The sequence below is a fragment of the Ewingella americana genome, assembly GCF_006438725.1.
Taxonomy (GTDB): Bacteria; Pseudomonadota; Gammaproteobacteria; order Enterobacterales; family Enterobacteriaceae; genus Ewingella; species Ewingella americana_A.
In genome coordinates this window covers 507699-531500 of sequence record NZ_RCZD01000002.1, presented here as the reverse complement: position 1 = coordinate 531500, position 23802 = coordinate 507699, and the positions used below count along the sequence as shown (strand labels likewise).

At 50.4% G+C, this 23802-nt stretch carries 18 protein-coding genes; 1 reads left to right on the top strand and 17 read right to left on the bottom strand.

Annotated features, from left to right (window positions below; genetic code table 11):
- Nucleotides 1-121: 121 nt before the first annotated feature.
- From EAH77_RS05580 to tssB, 16 genes are read right to left on the bottom strand one after another with little or no spacing between them, the layout of a single operon-like run.
- On the bottom strand, nucleotides 122-1240 hold the full coding sequence (locus tag EAH77_RS05580; protein WP_140470802.1) for a VasL domain-containing protein: 1119 nt from the start codon (nucleotides 1238-1240) through the stop codon (nucleotides 122-124).
- Nucleotides 1230-3770: a type VI secretion system ATPase TssH gene (gene tssH / locus EAH77_RS05575; protein WP_140470801.1), complete on the bottom strand. Its 2541-nt coding sequence runs from the start codon at nucleotides 3768-3770 to the stop codon at nucleotides 1230-1232. Before tssH ends, EAH77_RS05580 begins: the two co-directional genes overlap by 11 nt.
- 19 nt (nucleotides 3771-3789) lie before the next feature.
- Nucleotides 3790-7224 (bottom strand): type VI secretion protein IcmF/TssM N-terminal domain-containing protein, encoded by a 3435-nt coding sequence (locus tag EAH77_RS05570; protein WP_140470800.1) that lies wholly within the window; start codon nucleotides 7222-7224, stop codon nucleotides 3790-3792.
- Nucleotides 7225-7230: 6 nt separating this feature from the next.
- A complete protein-coding gene (locus EAH77_RS05565) occupies nucleotides 7231-7848 on the bottom strand; it encodes a DotU family type IV/VI secretion system protein (RefSeq protein WP_140470799.1) in 618 nt (205 codons plus the stop codon).
- Entirely contained in the window at nucleotides 7845-9224 is a 1380-nt protein-coding gene (gene tssK / locus EAH77_RS05560; protein ID WP_140470798.1) for a type VI secretion system baseplate subunit TssK, read from the bottom strand. Before tssK ends, EAH77_RS05565 begins: the two co-directional genes overlap by 4 nt.
- Before the next feature lies 1 nt (nucleotide 9225).
- Nucleotides 9226-9876: a type VI secretion system lipoprotein TssJ gene (gene tssJ, locus EAH77_RS05555; RefSeq protein ID WP_140470797.1), complete on the bottom strand. Its 651-nt coding sequence runs from the start codon at nucleotides 9874-9876 to the stop codon at nucleotides 9226-9228.
- Nucleotides 9873-10946, bottom strand: coding sequence for a type VI secretion system protein TssA (gene tssA / locus EAH77_RS05550; protein WP_140470796.1), 1074 nt, complete (start codon nucleotides 10944-10946; stop codon nucleotides 9873-9875). The genes tssJ and tssA overlap by 4 nt, the downstream gene beginning before the upstream one ends.
- Before the next feature lie 3 nt (nucleotides 10947-10949).
- The gene (locus EAH77_RS05545) at nucleotides 10950-11249 is read right to left on the bottom strand and encodes a PAAR domain-containing protein (RefSeq protein WP_140470795.1); all 300 of its coding nucleotides are present in this window, start codon (nucleotides 11247-11249) and stop codon (nucleotides 10950-10952) included.
- The gene (locus EAH77_RS05540) at nucleotides 11249-11731 is read right to left on the bottom strand and encodes a DUF6931 family protein (RefSeq protein WP_140470794.1); all 483 of its coding nucleotides are present in this window, start codon (nucleotides 11729-11731) and stop codon (nucleotides 11249-11251) included. Before EAH77_RS05540 ends, EAH77_RS05545 begins: the two co-directional genes overlap by 1 nt.
- A 9-nt stretch (nucleotides 11732-11740) precedes the next feature.
- Nucleotides 11741-13702: a type VI secretion system Vgr family protein gene (locus EAH77_RS05535; RefSeq protein ID WP_140470793.1), complete on the bottom strand. Its 1962-nt coding sequence runs from the start codon at nucleotides 13700-13702 to the stop codon at nucleotides 11741-11743.
- 26 nt (nucleotides 13703-13728) lie between these two features.
- Nucleotides 13729-14670, bottom strand: coding sequence for a type VI secretion system baseplate subunit TssG (gene tssG / locus EAH77_RS05530; protein WP_140470792.1), 942 nt, complete (start codon nucleotides 14668-14670; stop codon nucleotides 13729-13731).
- On the bottom strand, nucleotides 14661-16457 hold the full coding sequence (tssF, locus tag EAH77_RS05525) for a type VI secretion system baseplate subunit TssF (protein ID WP_140470791.1): 1797 nt from the start codon (nucleotides 16455-16457) through the stop codon (nucleotides 14661-14663). Before tssF ends, tssG begins: the two co-directional genes overlap by 10 nt.
- Nucleotides 16450-16866, bottom strand: coding sequence for a type VI secretion system baseplate subunit TssE (locus EAH77_RS05520; RefSeq protein ID WP_140470790.1), 417 nt, complete (start codon nucleotides 16864-16866; stop codon nucleotides 16450-16452). Before EAH77_RS05520 ends, tssF begins: the two co-directional genes overlap by 8 nt.
- 56 nt (nucleotides 16867-16922) lie before the next feature.
- A complete protein-coding gene (locus EAH77_RS05515) occupies nucleotides 16923-17405 on the bottom strand; it encodes a hypothetical protein (protein ID WP_140470789.1) in 483 nt (160 codons plus the stop codon).
- Nucleotides 17406-17433: 28 nt separating this feature from the next.
- Entirely contained in the window at nucleotides 17434-18915 is a 1482-nt protein-coding gene (tssC, locus tag EAH77_RS05510) for a type VI secretion system contractile sheath large subunit (RefSeq protein WP_140470788.1), read from the bottom strand.
- Complete coding sequence (gene tssB, locus EAH77_RS05505; RefSeq protein WP_140470787.1) at nucleotides 18912-19397, bottom strand: type VI secretion system contractile sheath small subunit; 486 nt, start codon at nucleotides 19395-19397, stop codon at nucleotides 18912-18914. Before tssB ends, tssC begins: the two co-directional genes overlap by 4 nt.
- Before the next feature lie 1529 nt (nucleotides 19398-20926).
- Between tssB and EAH77_RS05500 the strand changes: the two genes are divergently transcribed.
- Nucleotides 20927-21274, top strand: a complete 348-nt coding sequence (locus EAH77_RS05500) for a DUF6404 family protein (protein WP_140470881.1) — start codon at nucleotides 20927-20929, stop codon at nucleotides 21272-21274.
- 200 nt (nucleotides 21275-21474) lie between these two features.
- Here the strand turns inward: EAH77_RS05500 and EAH77_RS05495 are convergent, their stop codons facing one another.
- The gene (locus EAH77_RS05495; RefSeq protein ID WP_140470786.1) at nucleotides 21475-23802 is read right to left on the bottom strand and encodes a primase-helicase zinc-binding domain-containing protein; all 2328 of its coding nucleotides are present in this window, start codon (nucleotides 23800-23802) and stop codon (nucleotides 21475-21477) included.

Here is a 23802-nt window from a genome sequence, read left to right as displayed (position 1 = left end):
TATATTAAAATGTTCTCCGCCAAAACATACCTGAAGAGGTATTCGCGACAATGATACTTTCACCGCTCTCCCCAATTAGCCCGCAATTTTTTCATTACAGACTCCACGTAAAATGATGGGGTCATTCCTGTAGTTTGCTCGTTATCTGAATCAACCGGCTGTTTAACGCTTCAAGATGCTGGGAGACAGCATTTATTTCAGCGTTGCTGACCGGCTGCTGGCTATCCAGCTTACTTTGCAAAGCATCAAGCTGCGCCAGTGCAGGTTCACCGCCCTGTTGCAGTGTCTGACGCATCTGGTAAATGGCGGTTTTCAGCTCGGAAATCGTCATATAAGGTTTACGTTTTTGCTCGGCATCCAGCAGGCGTTGTTCGAGGTCGTTTAACTGCTTGTTTACCAACGCCCAGCTGTTGGTATTGGGCAAGCTGGCGATTTGTTCGGCGAGATGTTTTTGCCAGCGTGCGGAGACAGGATTGCCGGGCCAGAGCTTATATAAACTGATCGCCGCCGAAGGTTGCTCCAGCCAATTTGACGCGCTAACTATGCCAAGCGTAAGGGCGATACCGATAGCGCCACCAGTAAGCAACGCTTTCCACGGGCGTTGAACCGGTAGCGGAGTCTGCTCAGGAACCAATATTGGGGCTGGGGTGACTGGCGGCCGAGGTGATTCCTGGATTTCGAGTTTGGCCACCAATGCCCTTTTCTGTAGCGATTGCCTACATGACTGAAGATAGTCGAGAAGGTTACGCAATGCCGCCTGGCTGCGCGATTGCAGGCTTAACGCCTGCTGGAGCATCAGTGACACTGCTCCTTCAAGCTGTTCAAGGGTTTTTACTTCAATACTGGTTAACGGTAAGCCATAAATACAGGTAGCAGCGTGTGTGCAATACCATTCGATAATTTGCTGACGCAGATTGGTTGCTGCAATGGGGGGCCAACACTGGCGCTGTTTCTTGCTAAATCCTTCGGCCAGCAACAGCGTGGCGTTCGCCATGCCCGCCCAACCGTGGCGCTGACAACTTATCAGGCAGAACCAGACGCCACTTTGCAGGTCATAGCCGTGGCGCTGAAATATTTCCAGGCACTGGTTTTCCTGCGTCAACCACCAGGACCGATCGTGAACATGACCTTTCCAGTTGTTAACGCTGTTACTGAGCAGCAAAAATTCATTGTGGTGGCGAGGATCGTGACAATTGATTTTTACCTCGCCTGGCTTCACGGAGTAGCTATTATTCGCCATTTTTTTTCCCTGCTGTGGTGATAACCAATCCCCCTTTAACGATGCTTAGTTTCCGACCCCCAGGCGTAGTTTTCTCTTCCTGTAGCAGGTTGTCTGCCAGCAGCGGCAGAATATGTTGGTTCAATACCTGATCAATATCACGGGCACCGCTCTGGTTCACCTGGCACAAATCAGCCACCCAGGCGACCACGCTCTCGCTATATTTGAGTTGCGCCTCACCGTTGCTGGCAGTGTCATAACGCTGGCAGATATGCTCAAGTTTGAGCTTGATGATTTTCGCCAACGTTTTGGGTTGCAGTGGCAGATAGGGGATGAGCGTGACGCGGCCCATTAGCGCCGGGCGGAAAACGTGTTCGAACTCTGGGCGGATCAGTGTGCAGAGTGCCTCTGGCGACGTTTCTCCTGCTGCGCAGGCGGCCGTGATCCTCGCACTTGCCAGGTTTGATGTCATTATTATCAGCGTGTTACGAAAGTTAATGCGTTGACCTTCCGCATCTTCGATCACTCCTTTGTCGAACACTTGATAAAACAACTCCATCACGTCTGGGTGAGCTTTTTCCACTTCGTCGAGCAGGACCACGCTGTACGGATTGCGTTTCACCGCTTCAGTCAGCACCCCGCCCTGACCGTAACCCACATAGCCCGGTGGCGAGCCTTTCAGACCCGAAACGCTATGGGCCTCCTGGTATTCCGACATGTTGATCGTCACCAGACTTTGTTCGCCGCCATAGAGTAAATCGGCCAACATCAGGGCTGTTTCTGTTTTACCGATCCCAGACGGACCTGCCAGCATGTACACCCCGGTCGGTTTTAACGGGTCGCTAAGATTGGCGCGGCTGATGCGTATTTGTGTGGCAATGGTTGAGAGCGCGTGGCGTTGACCCAAAACGCGCTGTTCCAGGCGATGGAGCAGTTCGCCTAACTGTTGATGTTCTTTTTCAACCATGCGCCCTAGCGGCACGCCGGTCCAGCCAGAAACAACATCGGCGATGCAGGTAGCGTCTACGCAGTCAAATACCAGTGCCTGTGCCTGATGAAGCTGCGTGAGTTCTTTTCGCCACTGGGCGGTGGCGCTTTCATCGTTGCTTTGCATCAGTTGCTGCACCAATGTTTTTTGTTTTTCCCACTGTGGCTGAAGGTACGCGAGATCGGCCAGAAGTTGGCTTTCACGCAGTGCCAGTTTTGCCAGACGCTGGTCGTGTTGCCCCTCTTTAAGCAGCGCATCATGTTCGGTATTCAGGTTGCTGAGCAGAGCATTGATATCTTCAATCTCTTTTGGACTGTGAGATTGGGAAACTGCCACGCGGGCGCATGCCGTATCAAGCAGGCTGACGGATTTATCCGGCATTTGCCGTCCGGCGATGTAACGGTTGGAGAGTGTAACAGCAGCATGAATCGCGCTTTCCAGGATCAACACGCCGTGGTGGCGAGACATGGCAGGAGCAATGGCACGTAACATGGCGGTGGCGCTGTCGATATTGGGTTCGGCTACCTGTACCAGTTGGAAGCGGCGGGCCAGCGCAGCGTCTTTTTCGACGTACTTTTTATATTCCGCCCAGGTAGTGGCGGCCACTACGCGCAATTCGCCGCGAGCAAGTGCAGGTTTAAGGAGATTGGCGGCGTCGTTTTGCCCCGCCTGGCCGCCTGCGCCAATCAGCGTATGGGCTTCGTCGATAAACAGAATGATAGGCTGCGCTGCGCTGGCGATCTCTTTCATCAACGCCTGAAGACGATTTTCAAACTCACCTTTTACACTTGCGCCCGCCTGGAGCAGGCCCAGATCCAGCGTCAGTACTTCCATCGGTTTTAAAACGTCCGGTACATTACCGGCAGCGATGCGCAGGGCCAAACCTTCAACCAGTGCGGTTTTCCCCACACCTGGTTCGCCAGTCAGAATGGGGTTGTTCTGGCGACGACGGAGCAGGATGTCGATCATCTGACGAATTTCAGCTTCGCGCCCCAGCACCGGATCCAGTTCGCCTTTGCGGGCCTGGGCGCTCAGGTTACGGGTAAATTTGCCAAGTGCAGTATTGCCCATCTCCGCAGGAGAACTGGAAACATTGGCCGTGGTCTGGCAGGCGCTATGCAGCAGATGTTCAGCCGTATCTCGGGAGCAACTCAGGGCTTCGCGCACGCCGCTGGGTAAATCTGGGGCAGTATTTTCATCGAGCAGACAGGCCAGCAGAACCGGAGGTGCGAGATGTGATTGCCCCCAGTTGGCACTGGCGTGAAGCCAGGCTTTTTCCAACCACTGAACCAGGCCGGTGGAGAACACCGGAGCACGGCTGTTGCCGCTGCGTAAGGTGTTCAGTGTTTGTTGCGTGGCGTTAAGCAGTGCATCCGGTTTCAGGCCTGCGCCTAAACTGAGGGTTTCCATCAGGTCGCTATGATTAACTATCACGGCCAGTAAGAGATGCTCAACATCGACCTCATGATGGGTGCGCGAAACGGCCTGGCTGACAGCGGTATCCAGACATACCCGGCTTTCGCGGGTAAGTTTGTCAACGATGTGTTTTAAGTAACTGCTCATAAAGATCCCTTTCAATAAGTTACCGGCACTCTGCCGCATTTTCTGGAAGTTCAGCGAGGCGCCCTCGCAGGGCAGCTGAAGGTTGTTGGTTGATTTTTTGCTCTTCAAGGGCCTGTTTTTGTTCTTTAAGGGTGTTGAGTTGCTCATCCAAATATAGCCACTCGCCCCAGGCGTTTTGCAGAAGCTGTTGGTCGGAAATCTTAAAGCGAACCAGCACATGCTTGATGTTTAACTCCGCCAGTAAATCGGCGTTGTCCTCAAAATCCCGGGCGTTGAGCAGTGCTTCGCCACGGATAAACTGTTGAAGGAAATCAGGCCAGGCGTTATTACCTTCGAAGCGGTAGGTCGCGTTAAAATTGGGGAACTTGACCTCCAGTTTGACGTTTTGGCACTGGCCTGGGTGCCAGATGAACTGCGCCTGTTCGGCAAAGTTCATACTGTCGAGGACTTGAGTGCCGGTTGTGCATTCCAGTGTCAAACGCTCACCGATCGGGATTAAGCGTGCACCTTCTGCGATGGTGGCCGGTCCGCTCACGATGCTGATGTTATAAGCTTTGGTTTCCAGCGTTTTTTGCTGCTGGGTGATCTGCCCGATCTGGTCGTTAAGGGTCGTGAGTCGATCCTCGCTCTGCGTATTCTGATGCACCGGCGAATCCAACACGTCTTCTGGGTTGAGCATATGACGAGCCAGACTCAGAAACTCTTCAGTCAGAGGTAAGGTTTGTCCGTGGAATTCACCGGCTTGCGGCCCCAGATCGCTGACTGTTAGCAGCCCTTTAGCCGGACCACGCACAAAATCAGCGAGGTATTGCCAGGCCAGCGTTTGTTGGGTGTCATAGTCCTGTTCTGCGGCATTTTTACGCATTGGCCACATGACTTTGCTTTGCCACTGGTCGTTAAGCCAACAGCCGGAGCGAGCCACGGCGTGGGCGAGCAGCGAACTGGCGTCGCTTTGATACAGCGACCAGACCGCCTCAACGCCGATCTCCTGACTGCGCGGTTCCAGCGCTTTGTGCAATTGGTCAAAACTGGCGAACAGCGTGACCAATGGATTGATGGCCTTAGCCTCCGCCTGCGGGGCGAAAAGCCCCTCGGTGAGCGCAGGGCTAAGTACTGCCTGGTTAAGCGCCTTGCTGGCAGCAGCATTGAGCGAGGTCTGCCACTTCAGCCATGCGTTAGGTTGCGGTGTGAGATTATGGGCCAGAGCGATTAATTTTCCACCCTGTAACCATTTTATAAACCCGCTACGCAGTTTTGCATCCACTTGCTGCATCTTCTGTAGAGCAGGGTTCTCTGCGGCCTGAGACGGGAGTTTTTGTAGCCGACGTAGTTCGCTCAACCAGGGCTGGGTGCTTTGGTCCGGGATGTTGTCGAGTTCGAAGGCGATACGTTGAGCGAATTTCATCGCCGGGCTTTGCCCTTGGCTCAGGGCGATAAGTTGGTTTTGCGGCAAAGATTGAGGTTTTTTGTCCTGGAGCCAAGGGGTTACGTCCAGCAGCAGTTGACGCCATGCGTTCTGGCGTTGGGCTGGTAGGGTCTGCATAAAGTTTTGCAACAATGGTTCTGGTTGCGTTTTGTTATTCGCCTGGTTTATCAGGGCAACCCATTCGCTAATTTGCAGCTCGCCTTGCCGTGTCCAGATACCTGAAAGTGAGACCACGCCCAAGGCCTGTGGCCAAAAATCGCTGTCCTGAATCGCTGGCAGGGAATCAACCGGTGCAGTAAGCCACGCCAGTGTCTGATCATAATTAATGAGGGTCGACAGCAGGCCATGAAGTGCCGCGAGCTGGTCAGCACCCGCAGGTTGTTGCATCACCCAGCGGTCAAGGGCCAGCAGAGTGTGCGGGGATGACCCAGGATCGCCTGCATTAAGGCGCAGTGCGTCAGGTGTCATCGGCTGCAGACTGAGTGCTTCAAGGGTGGCACCATCGCGCATACTTTGCCGGGTAATAATGGTTTGCGCGAGATCGAGTACCATCTGGCGCTGAGTCTGTGTCGGGGCCGTGACGAATTGTTGCAGATAAGCCATAGACATCTGCTCGCTGTTGCTCGGGCGCGGCGGAAGCTTCGCCCTCAACTGTTGTTCAATCTGTCGATGTTGTTGGTTTAGCACCGGGGAGAACGGCAGGTAGAGCAGGGGAGAGTCACGATGACTTTCGTTCTTCATCAGCAAATCAGCCAATTCTGTCGGGGTAAGGCTGGCTGTGTCACGTTGCATCAAGGCAGCACTTTTCACTGCGCTATACCCCAGCACTCCTACGCAACCCAGCAACAGCAGACTGCCGAACACAACGCGCAGCCTTTTATTGTACTGCCAAAGTACTTCGCGGGAGGTGCTGAAAGCCGGGAGATGGTGCATCAGCAAATCGTGAACGAAGTAAGCGGTGCGGCGACTTTTGTTTTTATCCTGTTGTTCGCTGGCGGTAAACCACACGCCGCCGAGTGAGGTGCGGGTGAAGTAGGCGTTAGGTTCGCACAGGGATGCCAGGAATACTTGCAACGGTTTTTGCAGTCGGGTAAATGACTCTGGGAAATCGAGCAGGGCAGCATGCACATCCGGCGGCATTGGTGTGCCGGTCATGCTGAGGCGAGCGAGATCGAGGCCATTTTTCAGTGCCGTAAACAGTGGCAGCAGCGTGGAGGCATCTTTGCCGTCAATGTTGGGCGGCGTCTGCCAGTAATAACCCAAAACTTGCTGGCGCTGGGCGGTGGATAGCTGTTGCGCCCAAAGGCTGAATGCCAGGAATTTATCGCACTGCGTTATCGTGATGTAGAGCGGAAGTTGACGTTTGAGTTTACGCGTCAGGGGTTCGATTTGTGCACGGATTTTACGCGCTTTATCATGCAACGTGCTGACATCTTCATTCAGTAAATCGGTAATAGACAGGCAGATCATGACGCCCGACGGTGCTGGAATACGGGCGATCCAACCAACCAGTTTTCCCCATGCACGGTGGAAGGTGGGCGTGCCATTCAGAAAGTTGCTTGAGAGGTCAAGGAAGCAAACGTTGCGGAAAAACCACCAGCGTAAGGTATGTGTGTGCACAACGGTGCTGTCCTCTCCGTCGCTTGAGAACATCGGCAAGCCTGATCCAGCCAGCAACGATGTTTTACCACAGCGGTCGCCAAGCAGGATATACCATGGGATAGCAGGGCGTTTACGTTGAATGCGTTTGACCACCGCCGCACCGGTTTTCCAATAATCGAAAAGGACATATTCCCGGTGTGAGAGGCGAAATTTCTGGAAAAAACGGTTAACTTTTTTCTCTTTGATAAGCTGCGTCAGCCAGAGCAAAGCCCCCCACAGCATGACTCCTGCCACCAGTAGCCCAAGCCAGACCATAAAAATGGTAGGGGTACTCCAGTTAAGCCAAAGACCTGCGGTGCAACAAAAAAGTAACACCAGGCACAACAACAGCAGCCATCCGGCAAAAACGAATAATTTTTTCAGCATACGTTCTTATGAAAAATAATGGGTCTGAAGAAGGAAAAGGGCACCGTAAATCAACGCCAGACTCAGCACGGCCAGCCCAACGCGGCTCTTTGCTGACGCTGTAAGTGAGCGTTTTTTTATGTTGATCGGTGTTATCTGTGCATCGTTTGGCCACGCCCGCCAGTCTTCGGGCAGGGAGTGTTGGCGTTGCTGCTCGATAAGCGAGGCGAGAGCCGAACGCTCCTGCCCGGAGCTGTATTTGCCGTGGAAGCCGCTTTGTAGACAGAACAGAAAAACCTGTCTTGCCTGCTGATGTTCTTCTTTTAAGTGGCTCAGTCGGGCGAAAAACGCCTCGCCGCCGATGGAGGTCTGAAAGTATTTGCGTTGGAGTAAATCGGCACGCCAGCTTTGCGCAAAGGGCTGACCAGAACACAGAACGGTTTCATCCAACCAGACTACGGTGGCGAAGAATGCCTGGTCCCGTTCAAAATCAGAAACGTCCTGATACTCAGCTTCCTGCACCGCTTGTTCGAGCCGGGTGATGCAAAGCGTGCGGAAGCTGTCGTAATCTGCAAAAAGTTCAGGTTGATGCGCAAAATGCGCGGCCAGTTTGAATACCGGCAGGTAGCAGTCGAGCAATTTCATTGTGATGGCACCATGAATACCAGTTGCACCTGTAAATCTTCAGGTGCATCTGCCCAATAAAAAGCGATGTTTTGCTGCTGTTCAACGCTTTTCCATGCATCTTCATGCTGATTAAGCACAAAGTAATAGGAGTCTTTTCGGTTTGGTACACCGCGTGGTGATGGATTTACCCAGTCCGAGGAAACACCGGGTAACGCATGCTGAATCAGCGCGCTGATCGACTCCTGCGCGGCGATTTTAAATTCTGCGCTTGCCGGGAAGCTGGCCTGCCAGGAAGTGAGTTTTTCCGAGCGAAGTAACAGCAGAACGCTGTTGGCCCGACGAGTGTTCATCGAGAGCAACTCGCCGCGATAGATCCCTTGGTCGTCGGGCTTAAGCGTGATGTAAGTGTTGTCTTCCAGCGCCAGGCCATTTAGCAGCGTGATAAGCGTTTTTTTCACACTGTTAAAGCTGTCGATCAAATGATAATGATCATAAGGCTGCAGTGATGGCCCACCGTCGAGCCACTCACCGGTAAACGAGCACATGTCGTTAAAGGAGGAGAGTTCACCCACCAGTTGTACTAACAGGCCGTAGATTAACCACGGGTGTATGGTGGGTGCCCGGCAGTAGTGGTCGAGCAACGGTATTACGCGGTTTAACGAGCGCATTGCCAGCAGTTGCGTGATGTCACCGGCACTTTTACTGCCTTGGGTTAAATGGTCCGGGCGTTTATATTCTTCAAGTTTATGGGCGCGGCTACTGAGTTCGGCGCAAAGGCCTTCAAGTATTTTATGCAGCGCCGGAGATCCTGCCAACGTGATCGCTGGAGGGCTGAAATGTTGATCGAGGATCACGCGATCATTGTCATAGCGGAGTTGCAGAAGCGGAAGGCATTCGCAATCTACTGCCGTTTCTTTCTCTTCTTCGCTCAGGATCCGCACGTTATAGGCGATGCGTGGCACGGCACTTTCTGGCCCATGGTGATAAACGTCTTTCATCACCCCGTCTTCGGCGTGGTTTATCCAGCGACTGCTGTTGCCTGTGCTGACATTCGGGTGGCCCGGATCGAAACGACGCAGGGCAAGCCAAAGCGTGAAGGGTTTCTCGCGCTGCTTCCAGGCATCGCGAAACTGGCGTGACTCAATCAGGCAGTTTCCCGGATATTCCAGGTAATAACCGGAGGGAAGAATCAGGCGCAGGTGGTCGATTTTTAATGAAAAATCCAGCAGGGTCTCGTGATTGATGTCGCATTGGATCACGCCCATGTTCCACGGCTGTGCAAGCTGGCGCTGTTGTGCCAGCATATAGCTGTGATGCAAATCCACCGACTGGAAATGCTGCGGCTGAAGATAAAGCCCCGAGTACCAGTAAATCTGTTGTTGTTCTGGGTACATGCTATTTCACTTCCTGTGCTGGCGTGTTCTGAGATTGTCCGGGGCTGGCTGCAAGCTCGGCTTGCGTCTGGACGACCGGTTCGGGCTGCACTCCTTTAATCTGCGTGATGCTTTGGCTGCCGAGTGTGATGCTGAGCGTCAACGGTGCAAGCTCAGCAGACCATTTTTTAGTCCACCACCCTTCACTCCTGGTAGTGGCCGGGATGCTAAATAGCGTCATGTGCTGCTGTTTCGGAAACGGATAATACCCGGCGACAATCGCCACCTGGCGGGCGTTTTCGCTGCGGTCAATGTGCAGGGTGGTTTGCTGGCCGGGCATAGCGGCATATCTGTCGACTTTTAAGATATCGTCCTCGGCTCCAGCGCCGTTAAATAAGCTTTTTAATTGCGCCGGGTTGGACAGGACCTTATTCAGCGAGCTGGATTTTTGCGCCTGAATGATCAGCACGGTGCAGCTGTTGGCTATCTCATTCCAGGCATTCAGACCGGGTTCTGCCGTGATGTTGAGGGTGATGGCCCCTTGAGAAAATGGCGCGGCGACTTGGTCTATCGCCTGCTGTTCCGTTGACACGGTATTAGGTATATCGCTTGAGCAGCCGCCCAGCGATATACCGGCGATTAACACGAGTAAGATTGTGCTTATGGATTTCACTCTTGATGTTGTCCTTTTAGCACATTGTTTATTTCACGCAGGCTGCTGTTGTCGGTCAACATCTCTTCGAGCCACTCAGTTAGCGTCATGTTGGCCCAGCGTGCTGCCCGCTCCATCAGGAACGGGACTGGGCTTGAAGGTTCGGTCTGGCGGAAGAAATGAGCAATCGACAACATCTGGCTGATGGCTAAATCTCGTGAGAGCGCTTGATTTCTGCTCGGGATCTCGCTGACCTCACTGACAGAAGGTTCGTCCACTGTGTCTGCAAGGTTCAGATTCATCATCTCGTTGCCGACAGGGATGGCGCGCTGCGTCAGACGTTGCAGGAAATCCGTAATGTCGCTAAGGGTTTGGTGAGTCTGTGCAAACAGGGCGTGTGGCTCTTCCTGGCTTAGCGAGAAATAGCAGGCTTCCAGTCGACCGAGTTGTTCTTGCAGCCGTCCGAGGGTATCGGCCAACTGGCTGATTTCTATCGATGAAAACCCGGAGACAAGTCTGTCGAAACTCTCCATCGTCAGATCGCCTTCTTTGGCAATCAACTCGTTGCGTGAATCCGGCCAGGTGCAGATTTTATGCTCGAAGGCTAAAACCTTTTTCCAGTGGGCTAATGCGGACTCTGGTTGCCTCATGAGAGGGCGACTGTGGAGTATCTGACTGATGTCACGATCGAGGCGGATGAGTTTGCCGTAGCGAAAAGTGGTGCCGTCCTCATCCAGCTCCGGCCAGCATTGAAACCAGAAACGGGTGATGAATTCGCTCAGAAAATGAAAGCCGACTTCCGTGCCCTCGATGCCTTGCAAATGCGTCAGGGCTTCGACAAACCAGCAGCCAACTTGCAGATCTTTGCTTTGCTGCGACAGCGCTGTTTCGCACAGTTTGCGCACTTTGTACCAGTCTGCGCGCCGTGGTTCGGCTACCGCCCATTCATCCTGCGGGAGATAGTCAGGATCGCTTTCCCGCGACTTGCGGATATCGTCATAGATTTGTTCATACTCAAGGTTGATGCCTGCCGGTTTTTCCGGGCTGATGGGCACTAAAAGAGCCGCTATTTCTGGCTGAATCACTGGCATGTTTTATCCAATAAGAACTTTAGGGCAGCCCGCGACGATCGTGCCGCCATGAGCACAACTGTCGCCCATGCGGGCTGCGGGTTTTTTGCCGATTAACACTTTGACGCTGCCCATCACAATGCTGTCTGGCGGGCCAACACAGACGGCCATCGAGCCGACGGTGGCGGCGGGCATTCCGCCAATCAATACCGTGGGTACGCCGGGCGGCAGAATGGGGCCGCCAACGTGGGGAATCGGTGGCAGCCCGGGGGCAACCATCGGGCAGACGTGCATGTCTGAAACACGAGCAGCGGGTTGTGCCATTACGCTTTCTCCTGATTATTCCACTGTGCCAGCAGATGCCTGGTGCCTTCCGCGGGGGTGTCAGTGTTGCGGGTTGCCAGCATCAGTAATACGCAGCGGCGCATCTCTGCGCTAAGGTGGGGCTCGGGATAGATCGGCTCCAGCCCTTCAGGGCTCATACTGCCTTCTGACCAGAAGAGTGACAGGGCGAGCGCACCCGCCGGCGTGTCGAAACCCAGAATTTCTGCGTGGTGAAATATCTGCCAGCGCAGTTTTTCCTCGGGGTGCGTATTCCAGCGGTGCATTTCTGTAAGCAGCAGTGCGAAAGCGGGTGGCTCGATTTCACGCAAACGTTCTAGCAGCCAAAGGCTCAACGCACGAGGCGTGGCCTGTTGTACCCAGAGGGTAAGAACCTCTTCCCACCGCCCGGCTGCGACAAGCTGGAGCGCATCACTCTGCCAGTTTGCTGCCGGGGTGCTGCGGGGATAAGTGTATTCAGACATGGTGCCTCCTTAACCAATATTGATGATGCCGCCTTTAATTTGCGTCATGCCGCTGCCCTGCACTGTGGTCATCGCCCCTTTCAGCTCGGCGGTACCGGATCCTTCTATTTTGATCATCGTGCCGCTAATAGTGATGCCACTCGGCGAGATGGCGATTTTGTTAGAGCCGACTTTTAGCTCGATGGATTGGGTTGATTCGATGACGCAGGTTTTGTCAGTTTTGATTTTGCCACTGCCGCCCGTGGCGGTAAGGGTATAGTTACCGTTACTCAAGCTGGTGGTGACGTTGCCGGTGATTTTTTGCTCCATATCACCTTTATTAAGCGTAACCAGCAGGTTGCCTTGCTTCAGTACCAGGTTGTCGTTGCCTTTGGTGATTTCGGTGTCCCGGTTTGCGCCAACTTTGCTTTTTACTTCATGTGTGACTTCACTTATGACGTCATTTTTTACAGTCAGCAGCAGATCTTTTTGCGCGGTAATGGTCAGCTTTTCTTCGCCTTTTTTGTCGTTAAAACTTAGACGATGACCCTCTTCCATACCGCCTTTACTGGTGCTGCGTGAAGCGAAGCCGGATTCGGTTTTCTCATCCGGTAAGGTGAACGGAAGTTTGTTTTGGCCGTTGTAAACCGAGCCGGTGACCAGCGGGTAGTCTGGATTACCTTGAATAAAGCTGATCAATACTTCACTGCCGATGCGCGGGATAAACTGCCCACCAAATTTGCTGCCTGTCCACGGCTGAGAGACGCGGACCCAACAGGAGCTGGTGTCGTCATTTTTGTTTTCGGTGTCCCACGGAAACTGAATTTTGATCCGCCCGGACTCGTCGGTATGGATCTCTTCAGAGGATGGGCCAACGACTTTAGCTATTAGTACACCCGCGATATCTGGCGGTGTGCGTGTGCAGGCTGCACGCCATTTCACGCTATTGCGCAGTGACTTGATCTCACAGCGGCAGTTGCCCGCGCTGCTGTCGAAATTATTTGTGGCTTCGATGTTAAGCGCATGAATACGATAGCTATCGCTGTCGGTTGGGTGGTCTGTCAGAGTGAATATCTCGCCGCAGGTTAGCCAGTGGGCGTTGACAGATGCCTCGTAAAACGTGGCGTTCGCCTCAAAGGCTTCCATGGCGTTTTTAGCTTTGCTTGTGAGCTGCGATCGCTCTACCAACGGTGTAATGTCGGTGAAACTTACCTGATCGATACTCTGGTTTTCTGATTTCGAGGTGTAATTATCGGCAATGCCTGCCGCCTGTTGCACGTTGTAGCCGGAAAGCGCAACTTCACCGGGAATAAGTACCGAGCTGGACGACCAGCTATCAATATTGCCGGGTGTCAGAGTTTGACCCTGATGATGCCAGAGAAGGCTGGCGGCTTTGGCGGTTGGATGGCTGGCAGGGTGGTCTGCCAGCACCATTTGGTGTTGATTTTCCTGATGTTTAAAGAAGTAGTAAATGCCCTCTTCTTCCAGCAGGCGGCAGATGAAATCGAAGTCTGACTCGCGGTACTGAATGCAATATTCACGGATCTGATAGGTGTTGTGGAGCTGCATATCAATCTGGTTGATACCGCGCTCGCCGAGCAGCTTGCTGACCAAATCTGGGACCGTTATGTTTTGCCAGACGCGCATCGAACGTCCCATATGCAACAGCGCAAAAGTGGGCTCCAGCCTGAGGATACATACCGCTTGGTCATCGGCATCCCGCTCGCGCAGGATATGGGTGACGACGCCGTGGATATAGCGCTGGGGCAAGTTGTTCAAACTGTCGCCAATCTGGCAGGAAACTTGTTTGCCGTGCAGCGCCGCTATCCCTTTTTCGTCAAGTTCAGTCAGAGAGCGCAGCTCAAAACAAAAAGGCGTAGAAACAGACTCCTTGCCTGTTAATGACAGCAGCAACAAATCGGCGGCGACGGACCCATTCCAGTGCAGAAAGTGATTTTTCTGCATCTCTTTTAGTTGTGCGGTTAATAGCATTCTTATCTTCCTTTTAAGAGGTGCACTTATGCGGTATAGGTCGGTAGGCAAACCTGGCGTAACTGCGAGGGGTCGCGGCGACCAAGGCAAATATCCAGTCCCAGTTGGCCTTCACCTAGCGGTATAGGGAGGCTGTTGTGGCTGCGGATACTGAGGTGAATCGTGAAGTCGAGCCCTGGCCCAACGTATTCTCGAATGCGCCCCCAAATCTCCGAATAAAACTTTCCTTGCGGGATGAAGTGCTGTGACTTGTCCTGTTCCATTGGTCCGAGAGTGACATCAAAATGGGACTGAACTTCCCAGCGCATGCTGCCAATCATGGGGGCTGTTTCCAGGGTCTGACCCGGTTTACCTAGCTGGCAATGCTCTATTTCATCTACGGTTTTCCAGCCGCCCGTAAAAGGCGTGATATGTGCAGGGACACCGTAGTAATGGCTGAGCCACACTTCCAGATTCACAAGCGATCGGACCGGCGATGAAAACAGATGGGCGTAGTTTTCCCCGCCAAACATCGACATTGAGGTTAATAACCCCGTCAGAGCCAAGGTTGCTTGCTGTAATGGCGGGTGTGTTTCTGATTCTGCGCTGGCGTAGAGGTGATTTTTTTGCCATGCGAGATAGTCCAGGCAATAAAGCCGGTGTCCGAACATATCCAGAAAGGCTTTTGCACTATGATCGCCATAGCGGTAATGGCGCTCAATCATCCATTCGCTGTAGACAGTGGGTAATGCGCCCATCGCACCGGTTAGCCCGTTTTGCCACAGCGTGACATTGAGCGGGTCTCCCTGTGTCTCTTGTTTTATGCTGGCAATTTGTCCGACCGGAGCTTCAAGGGAGAGCGTGGAGACGAGATGTAGTTTGCTATCCAGCATTTCAGAAGCGGCCGTTTTGCCGTCGCGCAGCTTATATAGCAAGGTTCTGACTTGCTGGTAAAAATTAAATCGGCTAGTGATGCGCGTTAAATCCATGACAGTTTCCCAGCACGAACCGGCCAGGTGCGGCGGGTATATTCTTCGTGTTCAACAAGGGTTGTCACGCGGGTGAAGCTGTTAACTGGTGCATAAAGCCCGAGGAAATGATCCAGGAAACAACACATCAGATAGTATTCCGGTTCGTTTAGCGCCTCATGGCTGAACGTTAGTGTCATGGCGATGCCGCGCGCCAGGGTCTGCGGGTCGTTTGCCATCAATCTTGCGGTGATCGGTTTAACCTCCAGATGCAGGATCATATTGATCATTCTGGTGATCGCCGGGAGATCGTTGAAGTTATACAGCATCAACGTTTCACGCAGGATCAGCACGCCTTGGCTGCCGCTTAACAGCATATGGTTAAGCGAGAGTTGAGAGATTAATCGCCAGCGCACAGCACTTTTTTCTGGCGGCAATGTGGGCCTTGTCGGGCGGTTCAGTGCGCTGATCTTCAGTCCTGCAAGGGGCAGGTCTGAATCAAAGTCTCCGTCAGGATGCCCGTTTTTCATCTGGTTTGGGATGGCGTGGTTAGTACACGTTAAGCTGAGAGTGATGATGTTGGCCTTTGGTGTCGCGGGTTTACTATTGCGGTTGGCAAAGGCGATAAAAATTTTGTGTTCGGTACCTGCTGCAGTCATGCTTTCACGCTGAAAACTTTGCCAATAAATACCCACGTCACCCTCAATACGCGAATGATCAATACCAAATAGCGGCTGGACAGGAAGCATCACGATATCGTTATCCTGCTTATTCTGGATAAAAACATGATTGATGGCCCAGACATCTATCTGCGTCTGTCGACGAATGTCCGGTATCACCGGGTACTCTGCCGTGTTTTCTGTCAGGGTTATGGGTTCTGCACGCTGTGGGAACAGATTGATGGCCGGAGTACAATTTAGCCTGAAGAACTGTGCATCAATGATTTGCGCCAACTTCTCCAGATGGTGGTTTAGGTGTGTACGGTTGAACATGACTTCAAGACTGAAGGTGGAATTAGCAGAGGCGCTGAAAGAGTCCGGTAACTGGATATCCAGAAAATAGAATTTTTGTGGGAAGAAGAAATAATCCTGTAGCAGGGCATGAATGGGGGCCACGCGTGGATCCTGCGTAATTAATCCATCCTGCTGCTTAAAACCTGCTGCGCCAATCGCTGTACTTTTTAGCGGATAGAGCGCCTCGCCCTGATGTAAATTCAGCTGATAAATTTCCGAGCACAGCAGGGTGTAAAGGATGTTCACTGCATTACTGGGGCCATGCAGAAACAGTCGCAGTGATTCACCCGCAACGGTAGCCCCGGACCAGACCTGAAAACTTAAGTGCAGATGCCAGCTAAGATCGTCTTCATCAAAGCGCAACTGAGTATGATGCACTGACAGTGGCAGCAGGGTTACGGGATAAACGGTCTGAAACTGGCAGACACCCTCTTTGATGTGACGAGATAATAGCGAAGCACCTGCCTCAATAATATTTTTATCCGTGATACCGCTGGTCTGCCGGTTCGGTTCAATAGACACGATGCAGGTTGACGGCATAGCCCGCAAAAACTGCGGAGCGATACTGGTGAGTAATGCTTCAGTTAGCTCAGGCATATCGTCGTCTAAACGCTGATGAATACGTGAGGTTAATAACGCAAAAGATTCAATAATTCTTTCTACGTGCGGGTCTTCGGATTCTCCGTCGATCATCCCCAAGCGGCGAGCGATCTTAGGGAAACGGCTGGCAAAAGCTTTACCGTGTTGTTTCAGAAAGGACAGTTCTTTCTGGTAATACGACAGCAGCTTATTCATTGAAATAAAACTTACCTGTGCAGTCGTCCCAGACCAGTTCAATCTTGATCGGCAACTCCTTATGCATGGCATTTATTTCAAACATGACGCTAGACGGATTATCCGTTCTGGTGATGACGTCTACCTCAGTTAACCGAGGTTCGAAGCGTTGCAAGGCGTTTTTTATCCGTTCTTCAATAACAATTTTTCGATGTTCAACTTCATGAATTTGTGAAACGGATTCGTCGATGCCGTAGTTTAATATTGAAGAATTCACCAGTGGAATAGTTTCAATATGGGAAAAACGCGAACGTGAAGAAAAAAGCATCTTAAGCTCATTCAGCAGCCAGGTGCTTTTTTCTTCAGTCCGATAATCATCCTTTTCAATGCGCGGGTGGTTATCACTCAGGCGGCATAATAATGATGGCATAGTATGTTCTTCTTCCAGGTAAAGCAGTGCTTGCGCACTGCTTTATTATGGCGATGTTATTTAAGTTTTTTGGTGGGAATGTCGAATTTAACTGGCCCGACTTTATCCAGAGCTGAATCATCCTTATTAGGGACGTTAAAGGTCACCTCAATTTCTTGTTCGACACTGAAGTTAAGGTTCAAAAACAGATGATCCCTCATTTCAAAATTCAGAGAATTGAGTCTGCAGTCGGTATAAACAGTACGCTGGATTTCATAATTCGCATTTAACTTGTTTGAACCACGATAAACCAAGGTGATATTTATTTTTTTGTAGCCGCGGCTTAAATATTTTTCGTACAGTGTACTGGTTTTTTCCGTCACCAGAATTGAGATGCTAGCGGAATCAAAGTAAGTTCCATCGGGACCAGAATAGGTAGACAAACTAACCGGTAAGTAACCTTCGTTCCATGATTTATAATCTGCTTCTTCACAGTTACCATCGACAGTATTACCGTCGATACTGATTTGTATGAACTGACAGTTTTCTAATTTTGACATTTTTTATTTCCCGATTTGTTGATAAAAGTTAAGCACTGGCTGCAGCAGGTAAATCTGCTACTAACCGTAATGACATACTCAATCCTTCCAACTGGAAGTGAGGTTTCAAATAGGCTATTGCGCGGTAAGTGCCAGGGAAACCAGGCACTTCGATGACTTCGATGCTTGCTTCACGCAGCGGGTAACGCGCTTTGGTTTCAGGACCTGCGTTATCCGAGGCCACCACGTATTGCATGATCCATTTCTGCAAATATTCTTCGCACTCGCTGCGTGACATAAAACTACCGACTTTGTCGCGCACAATGGACTTCAGATAGTGTGCAAAACGTGACGTAGCGAGGAGATATTGTAACTGGCTGGAAAGCCGTGCATTGGCGTTGGCTTGATCGGAACTATAAAGGGGCGGTTTGTTGACAGATTGCACGGCAAAGAATGCGGCGTAATCTGTACCTTTACAGTAAACCAGCGGGATAAAACCGAGGTCAGACAGCTCTTTCTCACGACGATCGGAAACGGCGATTTGCGTTGGGCATTGCATCACACGCTCGCCGCTTTCAGAGACGTAGTTATAGGCTGGCAAGGCATTGACAAGACCACCACCTTCTACACCACGAATGGAGGCACACCAGCCATACTCTTCGAAAGAGTCCACAATCCGGCCAGCTAATTCGTAGGCGGAGTTTATCCACAGGTAGTCGGAGCCTACTTCGTTTTCCAGGATTTGTTCTTCAAAACCGAAGGTTTCCACCTGAATAGTTTTAGCCCCATAAGGCATACGGCCAAGCACCGCTGGCAGGGTCAGGCCGATGTAGCGGCTGTCGTCTGTCTGGCGGAATGAGCGCCAGCGCGCGTAATCCGTCGTGTCGAACATTTTCGCCAGATCACGTGGACGTGGCATGTCGGAGAAATCGTTCATCGACAGCATGCCCGGAGCAATAGCGCTCAGGAAGGGCGCATGAGCTGCGGCAGCAACATGAGATATTTGCTCCAGTAGATCAATATCCTGAGGAGTATTATCGAACTGAAAATCGCCTACAAAGGCGGAGAAAGGCACACCACCAAAAGTACCGTACTCGCTTTCGTATACGCATTTAAATAGCATCGACTGATCGAAATCGGACGCTGATTTAAAGTCTTTGATTAGATCGTTTTTTGTACATTGCAGTAGGCGAACCTGGGTATTTTCAGTTAAGCTTGTCTCAACCAATTTATGTAGGCCGCGCCATGATGATTCCTTTTTCTGGAACTCAGGTGCGTGCATGATCAGGCTAATCTGGTTTGAGAGCAGTTCATCAATGGCGGTAATTCGGTCTTCGATACTGCCAATAAGATCGCTTGAAACCACCACGGCCCCAGAAACCACTTCCGCAAGAAAGTTGTTCAACTGCGATTTCATACGCCCACGATCAGATTCACGGCGAATCGCCTGAGTGTTATCAATAATTTGATCTAGGTAATCTTCGCTAATAGCATACTCAGTTGTTGCATTCAGCGTTTGTTCAGCACTCATTCTTCGTCTCCTTTCGTTTCATCCAGGTTTAACGATGTGAGGTCCTGCTGCAGTAGCTCTGAAAGCTGCTCTTTTAAGCGTTCATTGCTGGCTGCACGGTTACGTAAATCACAGAGTTGTTCGCGCAGTTCAATAAGTTTTCGCAAGGGATCAACTTGACGAGCAATACTATCCGGCGAAAAATCCTCCATACTATTGAAGGTTAGCGACACGGCGAGATCACCGCTTTGCTCTGGTAAAACACTCTTTACGAGTAATTCAGCCTCAGGCTTCATTGACGACATAATTCTGTTAAAATTGTCTTTATCAATATTGAGGAATTTTCGTTCGCGCAGTGAATCGTTACTTTTTGTAAAATCACCCATCACGCCAATAACCAAAGGTAACTCTTTTACCGTTTGGGCATCGCCTATATCAACGTCATAAGTGATCTGTACGCGAGGTGGTCTTGCTTTATCTAATTTATGCTGTGTGTTACTCATATGCTCATCCGACAATATGTGACCAATGTTATAACTCAAGTGAATGGTTGCTATAACGTACCGATATTTCAGTGGTCGTAATCAATGTGTTTATCTGGGTAATCCAGCACTGAGCAACGCACTGTTCTTAATACCCTCCAATGAGCGACACTCAACAAAGGAAATAATTGAGAGCTTTCACTATAAAAGTTATTAGTTCTCAAGATTTCTCTTGTGCTCTCAACTCGATGTAGGGCCTATATGTGGAGTTTGATTAACTGATGTATGATTGTTTGATATATAATTAAGGCGTGCACACTAACATGAACAACAAAGTAATATCCAACTTTTTATCGATTGAAGTAAAATTAATTTGATGTTTTGTTTTTTTAATTCACGCGGCAAATGATAGTCATTGTGTTTATATGGAATATTTATTGCTTTACGTGAGTTTTAATACATTCAGAGTAATAATAATGTCACGGTAGGAATTATAAAAATATATTTTTGGATGGCCTGAAGTCTGCGATTTTTATTTTTCAATATTCATTCGTGATGATAATAATCATGTAACCCTTAGTTTTTCCTCACTGAATTATAGCTTGGAAAGCCGAGCCCTCATTATCAATGATTATTGTGTTAGCCTGATGAACGAGTGTTTTTGGTATATTATCAGGCTAGTCAATTCAAGTTGTTTTATTATTAAGTACATAAATGTCTACGCACTAGACAGCAGATAATAATGAACAACACACCAGGGTGTCATGAGATGCCAGAAGCAAGATCCTTAAGTTTCGCATGACCTGATCCTACCCCTAAATCCAGATGTTGGCTGGACTTAAATCGGGGAAAGGATCAGCGTTATTTTAGTTATACGCTCAGTAGCTATATGGGGCCATATAGCGAAAGGTATATCTAAAAATGCCGGCTGTATATAGGCCCAACCAGTAGGTCATCGACAATAAAAAAGCCGCAAACCCTTGCGGGCTGCGGCTTTCTTTGCGGTAACGGTCTTATCTGGTAATAACCGAAACGCTGGGGGAAGTTGAGATTATTTGTTAACTTATTGTTTTGTATTAATAATTATAAATTAATGTTTTCAGTGTATACCTAAACGTATACCAATGCCGGAAAGTAATACGGATTTAGATGGCGATTTTAGAATCCGGCATCAGCAGTTATCCCTTAAATGAGTCTGTTTTTGGATCTGCTCCTTGACAGAGAAAATACGTCATCTAGCTCAGAAAAAAGATTTATGGAAAAACTGTTCACACTGTTCATTTTTGATTTTTTTTGTTTAAAAACAAAATCTAAACAGTGATTGGTTGGTGGTTAGTTTACCCTAACTGATCACTTACAATGAACAGTTAGCCAAAAAATGCAAAATTCCGGCTTGAACCGATTATTGAGGTGCTGCTCACGATGATGTCGGCTGCTCTGATTCTGATATAGGAGGCTGAGTGTTTAGTTTATTTCACTCTAATGGCTTACGTTGAATAAGGCATATCATTAGAAAGTCTTTATTGGTATCTAATGAAAGGAGTCGGATGATGGTATTTGAAGAAAAGAAGAAAAAGGCAATAGACCTGATGGAAAATAAAAAGATGTGGCGGAGCAATTATGCGCCACCTATCTTGCGCTTGTTTTGGAAAATGGGGGGTAAAATGCCACCGCCTCCGTTTGCCCCTTTCTGGCTGAATACGATGTTCTTCGCCGCCTGGTACAGCCCTCTATGGGGCATTTTCATGTGGTTTAATAGCTGGAAAAATCAAGACTTCAGCGTATTGCATGCGGTATTCAGCGCCCTCTTTGCCGGTTTGCTGTTTGGTTTATTCATGGCGTTACTCCACTATTGGCGCAAGCGGGCCAACAAGTTGCCTGACTGGAAGAGTCTCTAAGAAGGCAATAATCTGAACATCAGAAAAAAGATTTATATAAAAACTGTTCACAGTGTTCACTTTTGGTTTTTTTTGTTTAATTTCATTATATTATGTGGTGATTAGTTTGCTCTGAACTGTCCATAACTCATCACTTCAAGTGACCAGTTACTACTTCTAAATGAAAAAACCGGCCTGAGCCGGTTTCTGTTTAGATTTGTTTAAGTGTCACACTTCGGCAACCAATCCGCCTCGCTATCCTCGTTTAAGGTGAGGTTGGTCTGCATTCCCTGATTAGTCTTCCGCTTCAAAAATTCAATCTCATACTCCCTTAACGTTTGCGGCACGGCCCGACCAAAGGCCGTCAGGCTCATAGGGCGCTGATGCCCCCGCGCTTCCATAAACGACAGATAGGCGTGATAGAGATACTTGCGCGGGTTAGCTGGAATAATGTTGGCGTTACCAATATAAAGGCCGTTTGGTGTGCTGACAGCCAGCAGGTAACCGCAGAAATCTACCAACGAATCGGCACTGCGTTTTATCTCCAAAGCTTCATCGGAATTCTGCTGTGCCTGTAACAGCTCGCGTGCGTCACTGGGAACTGCAAAGCGTTGCATCAGGTGGCGAACAATGACGGCCAGCTCCTGACCTATTTTCTCTATCAGCTGTGGATCTCGTTCATTCGCGGGTATCACCTCGGGGAAAGTGATGATCACGCGCCTGCGCGAGACACCGCCGCTGCGGTCACTGAACTGCATTGGGTTGTTGTTCACTGCCAGAATAACCGCCGGAATATGTGTTGAATAAGCATCACGATATTTCGGGTCAATGGCTACTGCATCGCCGCCGGTGATCGCCTTAATCCCCGCGCCGTCACCGCTCCATTTCTCTTGATCGGGTAAGACAATCAATGAGAATCCGACGACCGAAGCACGCTCCCGAGCTGACTCCAGCGTTTCGATACTGGCGGAAGTCGTGTTGTCATCACCTGCCAGCATTCGCGCAATCGAAGACATTACGCTTTTACCGCTGCCGCCCGGCCCAGTGATTTCAAGAAAGAGTTGCCAGTCATAACGGTTTGCCAGAACCATAAAAAGCGCCGCGAGAATACGCTCTTGTTTTTCAACTTGATGATTTGCCGCCCGCGTCAGCCATTGCCAGAAGTTCGGCGCATGATCGGCAAGGTTTTCACCGGCTTTGGGTTGGGTGAAATCGACGCTGTTTACGGTGCGCAACCAGTGGGTTTGATTGTGTGGGCCAAACTTGCCTGTGACGGTATCAAACACGCCGTTGCGAAAACCAATCAGTCTTCGCGCCGGTTTGCCCATTTCTGGGACCATTAATTTGAGTGTATCGATCATGCCGCTGATCGATGGCGCGGAGAAAGGCGCATGGATTTTCTGAAATAAGGCAGCAATTTCCCGACTGAGTAGGCGGTGAGGCAATATCTGCCATGCGCCGTTCTCATAGCGGCACAGATCTTCACCAATCATTGGAACGGCTATCTGGTAGTTGTAATGCACATTCAACATTTCAGCTTTTTCACTGACGCTCATGGATTTTAGATCTGCTTCACTGAGTGTCTCGAAAGGACTCTTTACCTCAGGTTGGGTAAACACTCTGAGTTGTTCCAGTGCTGCCACACGACCTTCCTGTATAAATACATCATTCCAGTCACCGATTATGAAGGGTAGTGCTACCTTGCCACCGGTCAGGCTGGCGGCTTCTTCGGCTTTTTTCTGGCCGATCCCATTTTCGTCGTTATCGGCGGCCATAAGCAGCAGGGCATCGGGATACTCATCGCGCAGGCGCTGCGCAAGGTACGGGAAATTATTGGCGCTAAGCGCCACGTATACCGTTTCGCCCGTCAGTTCGTGCACGGTCAGTCCGGTAGCGTAACCTTCGGTAAGCCATATAACGGCATCGCTTTTACCGGCAAAGTGATGGCAAGCCCCCTTCACCTGACCGCCCGCTAACATGCGTTTAATGCCTTCTGCGTTAATGAGCTGCACGTTGAGCAAGCTGCCAGACAGGTCAGTCAGCGGTATCAATAAATCACCTGCGCGGTAGTTAATGCCGGCGATCCGCAATTCATTCCCTTGCAAGGTGGGTACTTCTTTATCGGACCATGCTTTTGTCGTGAGATAGGTATTACCTGTCTGTTTACAGGATGTTCGGATCAGATCTTTGGCTCTTTCAATCGCTTTGTTGCGGGCAGCCTCTTTTTCCTGTGCATTCATAGAACGTTCAACCGGCGCCTGAGCTGCTTGCGTATTACCAAGAATAGCCGCCACCTTACCGGCAGCGTCTTTTGTGGTCACATCAAATGCCTTTTCTACCAGATTCAGCCCGTCACCGGCCCCGCATTGATTACAGACCCATGTCCCTCTTCCTTCCTGATTATCAAAACGAAAACGGTCTTTGCCACCGCATACAGGGCAGGGGGAGTGATTGCCATTGACGGCAACGTTGATACCCAGCAGCGGCAAAAGTTGAGGCCAACGCCCTTTTGCTGCGCTGACGGTGTTTGAAACGGTAAGTTGTGTCAT

Excerpts from the sequence above, each read along its gene's own strand:
- EAH77_RS05580 (WP_140470802.1), bottom strand. The coding sequence starts at position 1,240 with ATGGCGAATAATAGCTACTCCGTGAAGCCAGGCGAGGTAAAAATCAAT.
- tssH (WP_140470801.1), bottom strand. The coding sequence starts at position 3,770 with ATGAGCAGTTACTTAAAACACATCGTTGACAAACTTACCCGCGAAAGC.
- EAH77_RS05570 (WP_140470800.1), bottom strand. The coding sequence starts at position 7,224 with ATGCTGAAAAAATTATTCGTTTTTGCCGGATGGCTGCTGTTGTTGTGC.
- EAH77_RS05565 (WP_140470799.1), bottom strand. The coding sequence starts at position 7,848 with ATGAAATTGCTCGACTGCTACCTGCCGGTATTCAAACTGGCCGCGCAT.
- tssK (WP_140470798.1), bottom strand. The coding sequence starts at position 9,224 with ATGTACCCAGAACAACAACAGATTTACTGGTACTCGGGGCTTTATCTT.
- tssA (WP_140470796.1), bottom strand. The coding sequence starts at position 10,946 with ATGCCAGTGATTCAGCCAGAAATAGCGGCTCTTTTAGTGCCCATCAGC.
- EAH77_RS05545 (WP_140470795.1), bottom strand. The coding sequence starts at position 11,249 with ATGGCACAACCCGCTGCTCGTGTTTCAGACATGCACGTCTGCCCGATG.
- EAH77_RS05540 (WP_140470794.1), bottom strand. The coding sequence starts at position 11,731 with ATGTCTGAATACACTTATCCCCGCAGCACCCCGGCAGCAAACTGGCAG.
- EAH77_RS05535 (WP_140470793.1), bottom strand. The coding sequence starts at position 13,702 with ATGCTATTAACCGCACAACTAAAAGAGATGCAGAAAAATCACTTTCTG.
- tssG (WP_140470792.1), bottom strand. The coding sequence starts at position 14,670 with ATGGATTTAACGCGCATCACTAGCCGATTTAATTTTTACCAGCAAGTC.
- tssF (WP_140470791.1), bottom strand. The coding sequence starts at position 16,457 with ATGAATAAGCTGCTGTCGTATTACCAGAAAGAACTGTCCTTTCTGAAA.
- EAH77_RS05520 (WP_140470790.1), bottom strand. The coding sequence starts at position 16,866 with ATGCCATCATTATTATGCCGCCTGAGTGATAACCACCCGCGCATTGAA.
- EAH77_RS05515 (WP_140470789.1), bottom strand. The coding sequence starts at position 17,405 with ATGTCAAAATTAGAAAACTGTCAGTTCATACAAATCAGTATCGACGGT.
- tssC (WP_140470788.1), bottom strand. The coding sequence starts at position 18,915 with ATGAGTGCTGAACAAACGCTGAATGCAACAACTGAGTATGCTATTAGC.
- tssB (WP_140470787.1), bottom strand. The coding sequence starts at position 19,397 with ATGAGTAACACACAGCATAAATTAGATAAAGCAAGACCACCTCGCGTA.
- EAH77_RS05500 (WP_140470881.1), top strand. The coding sequence starts at position 20,927 with ATGGTATTTGAAGAAAAGAAGAAAAAGGCAATAGACCTGATGGAAAAT.
- EAH77_RS05495 (WP_140470786.1), bottom strand. The coding sequence starts at position 23,802 with ATGACACAACTTACCGTTTCAAACACCGTCAGCGCAGCAAAAGGGCGT.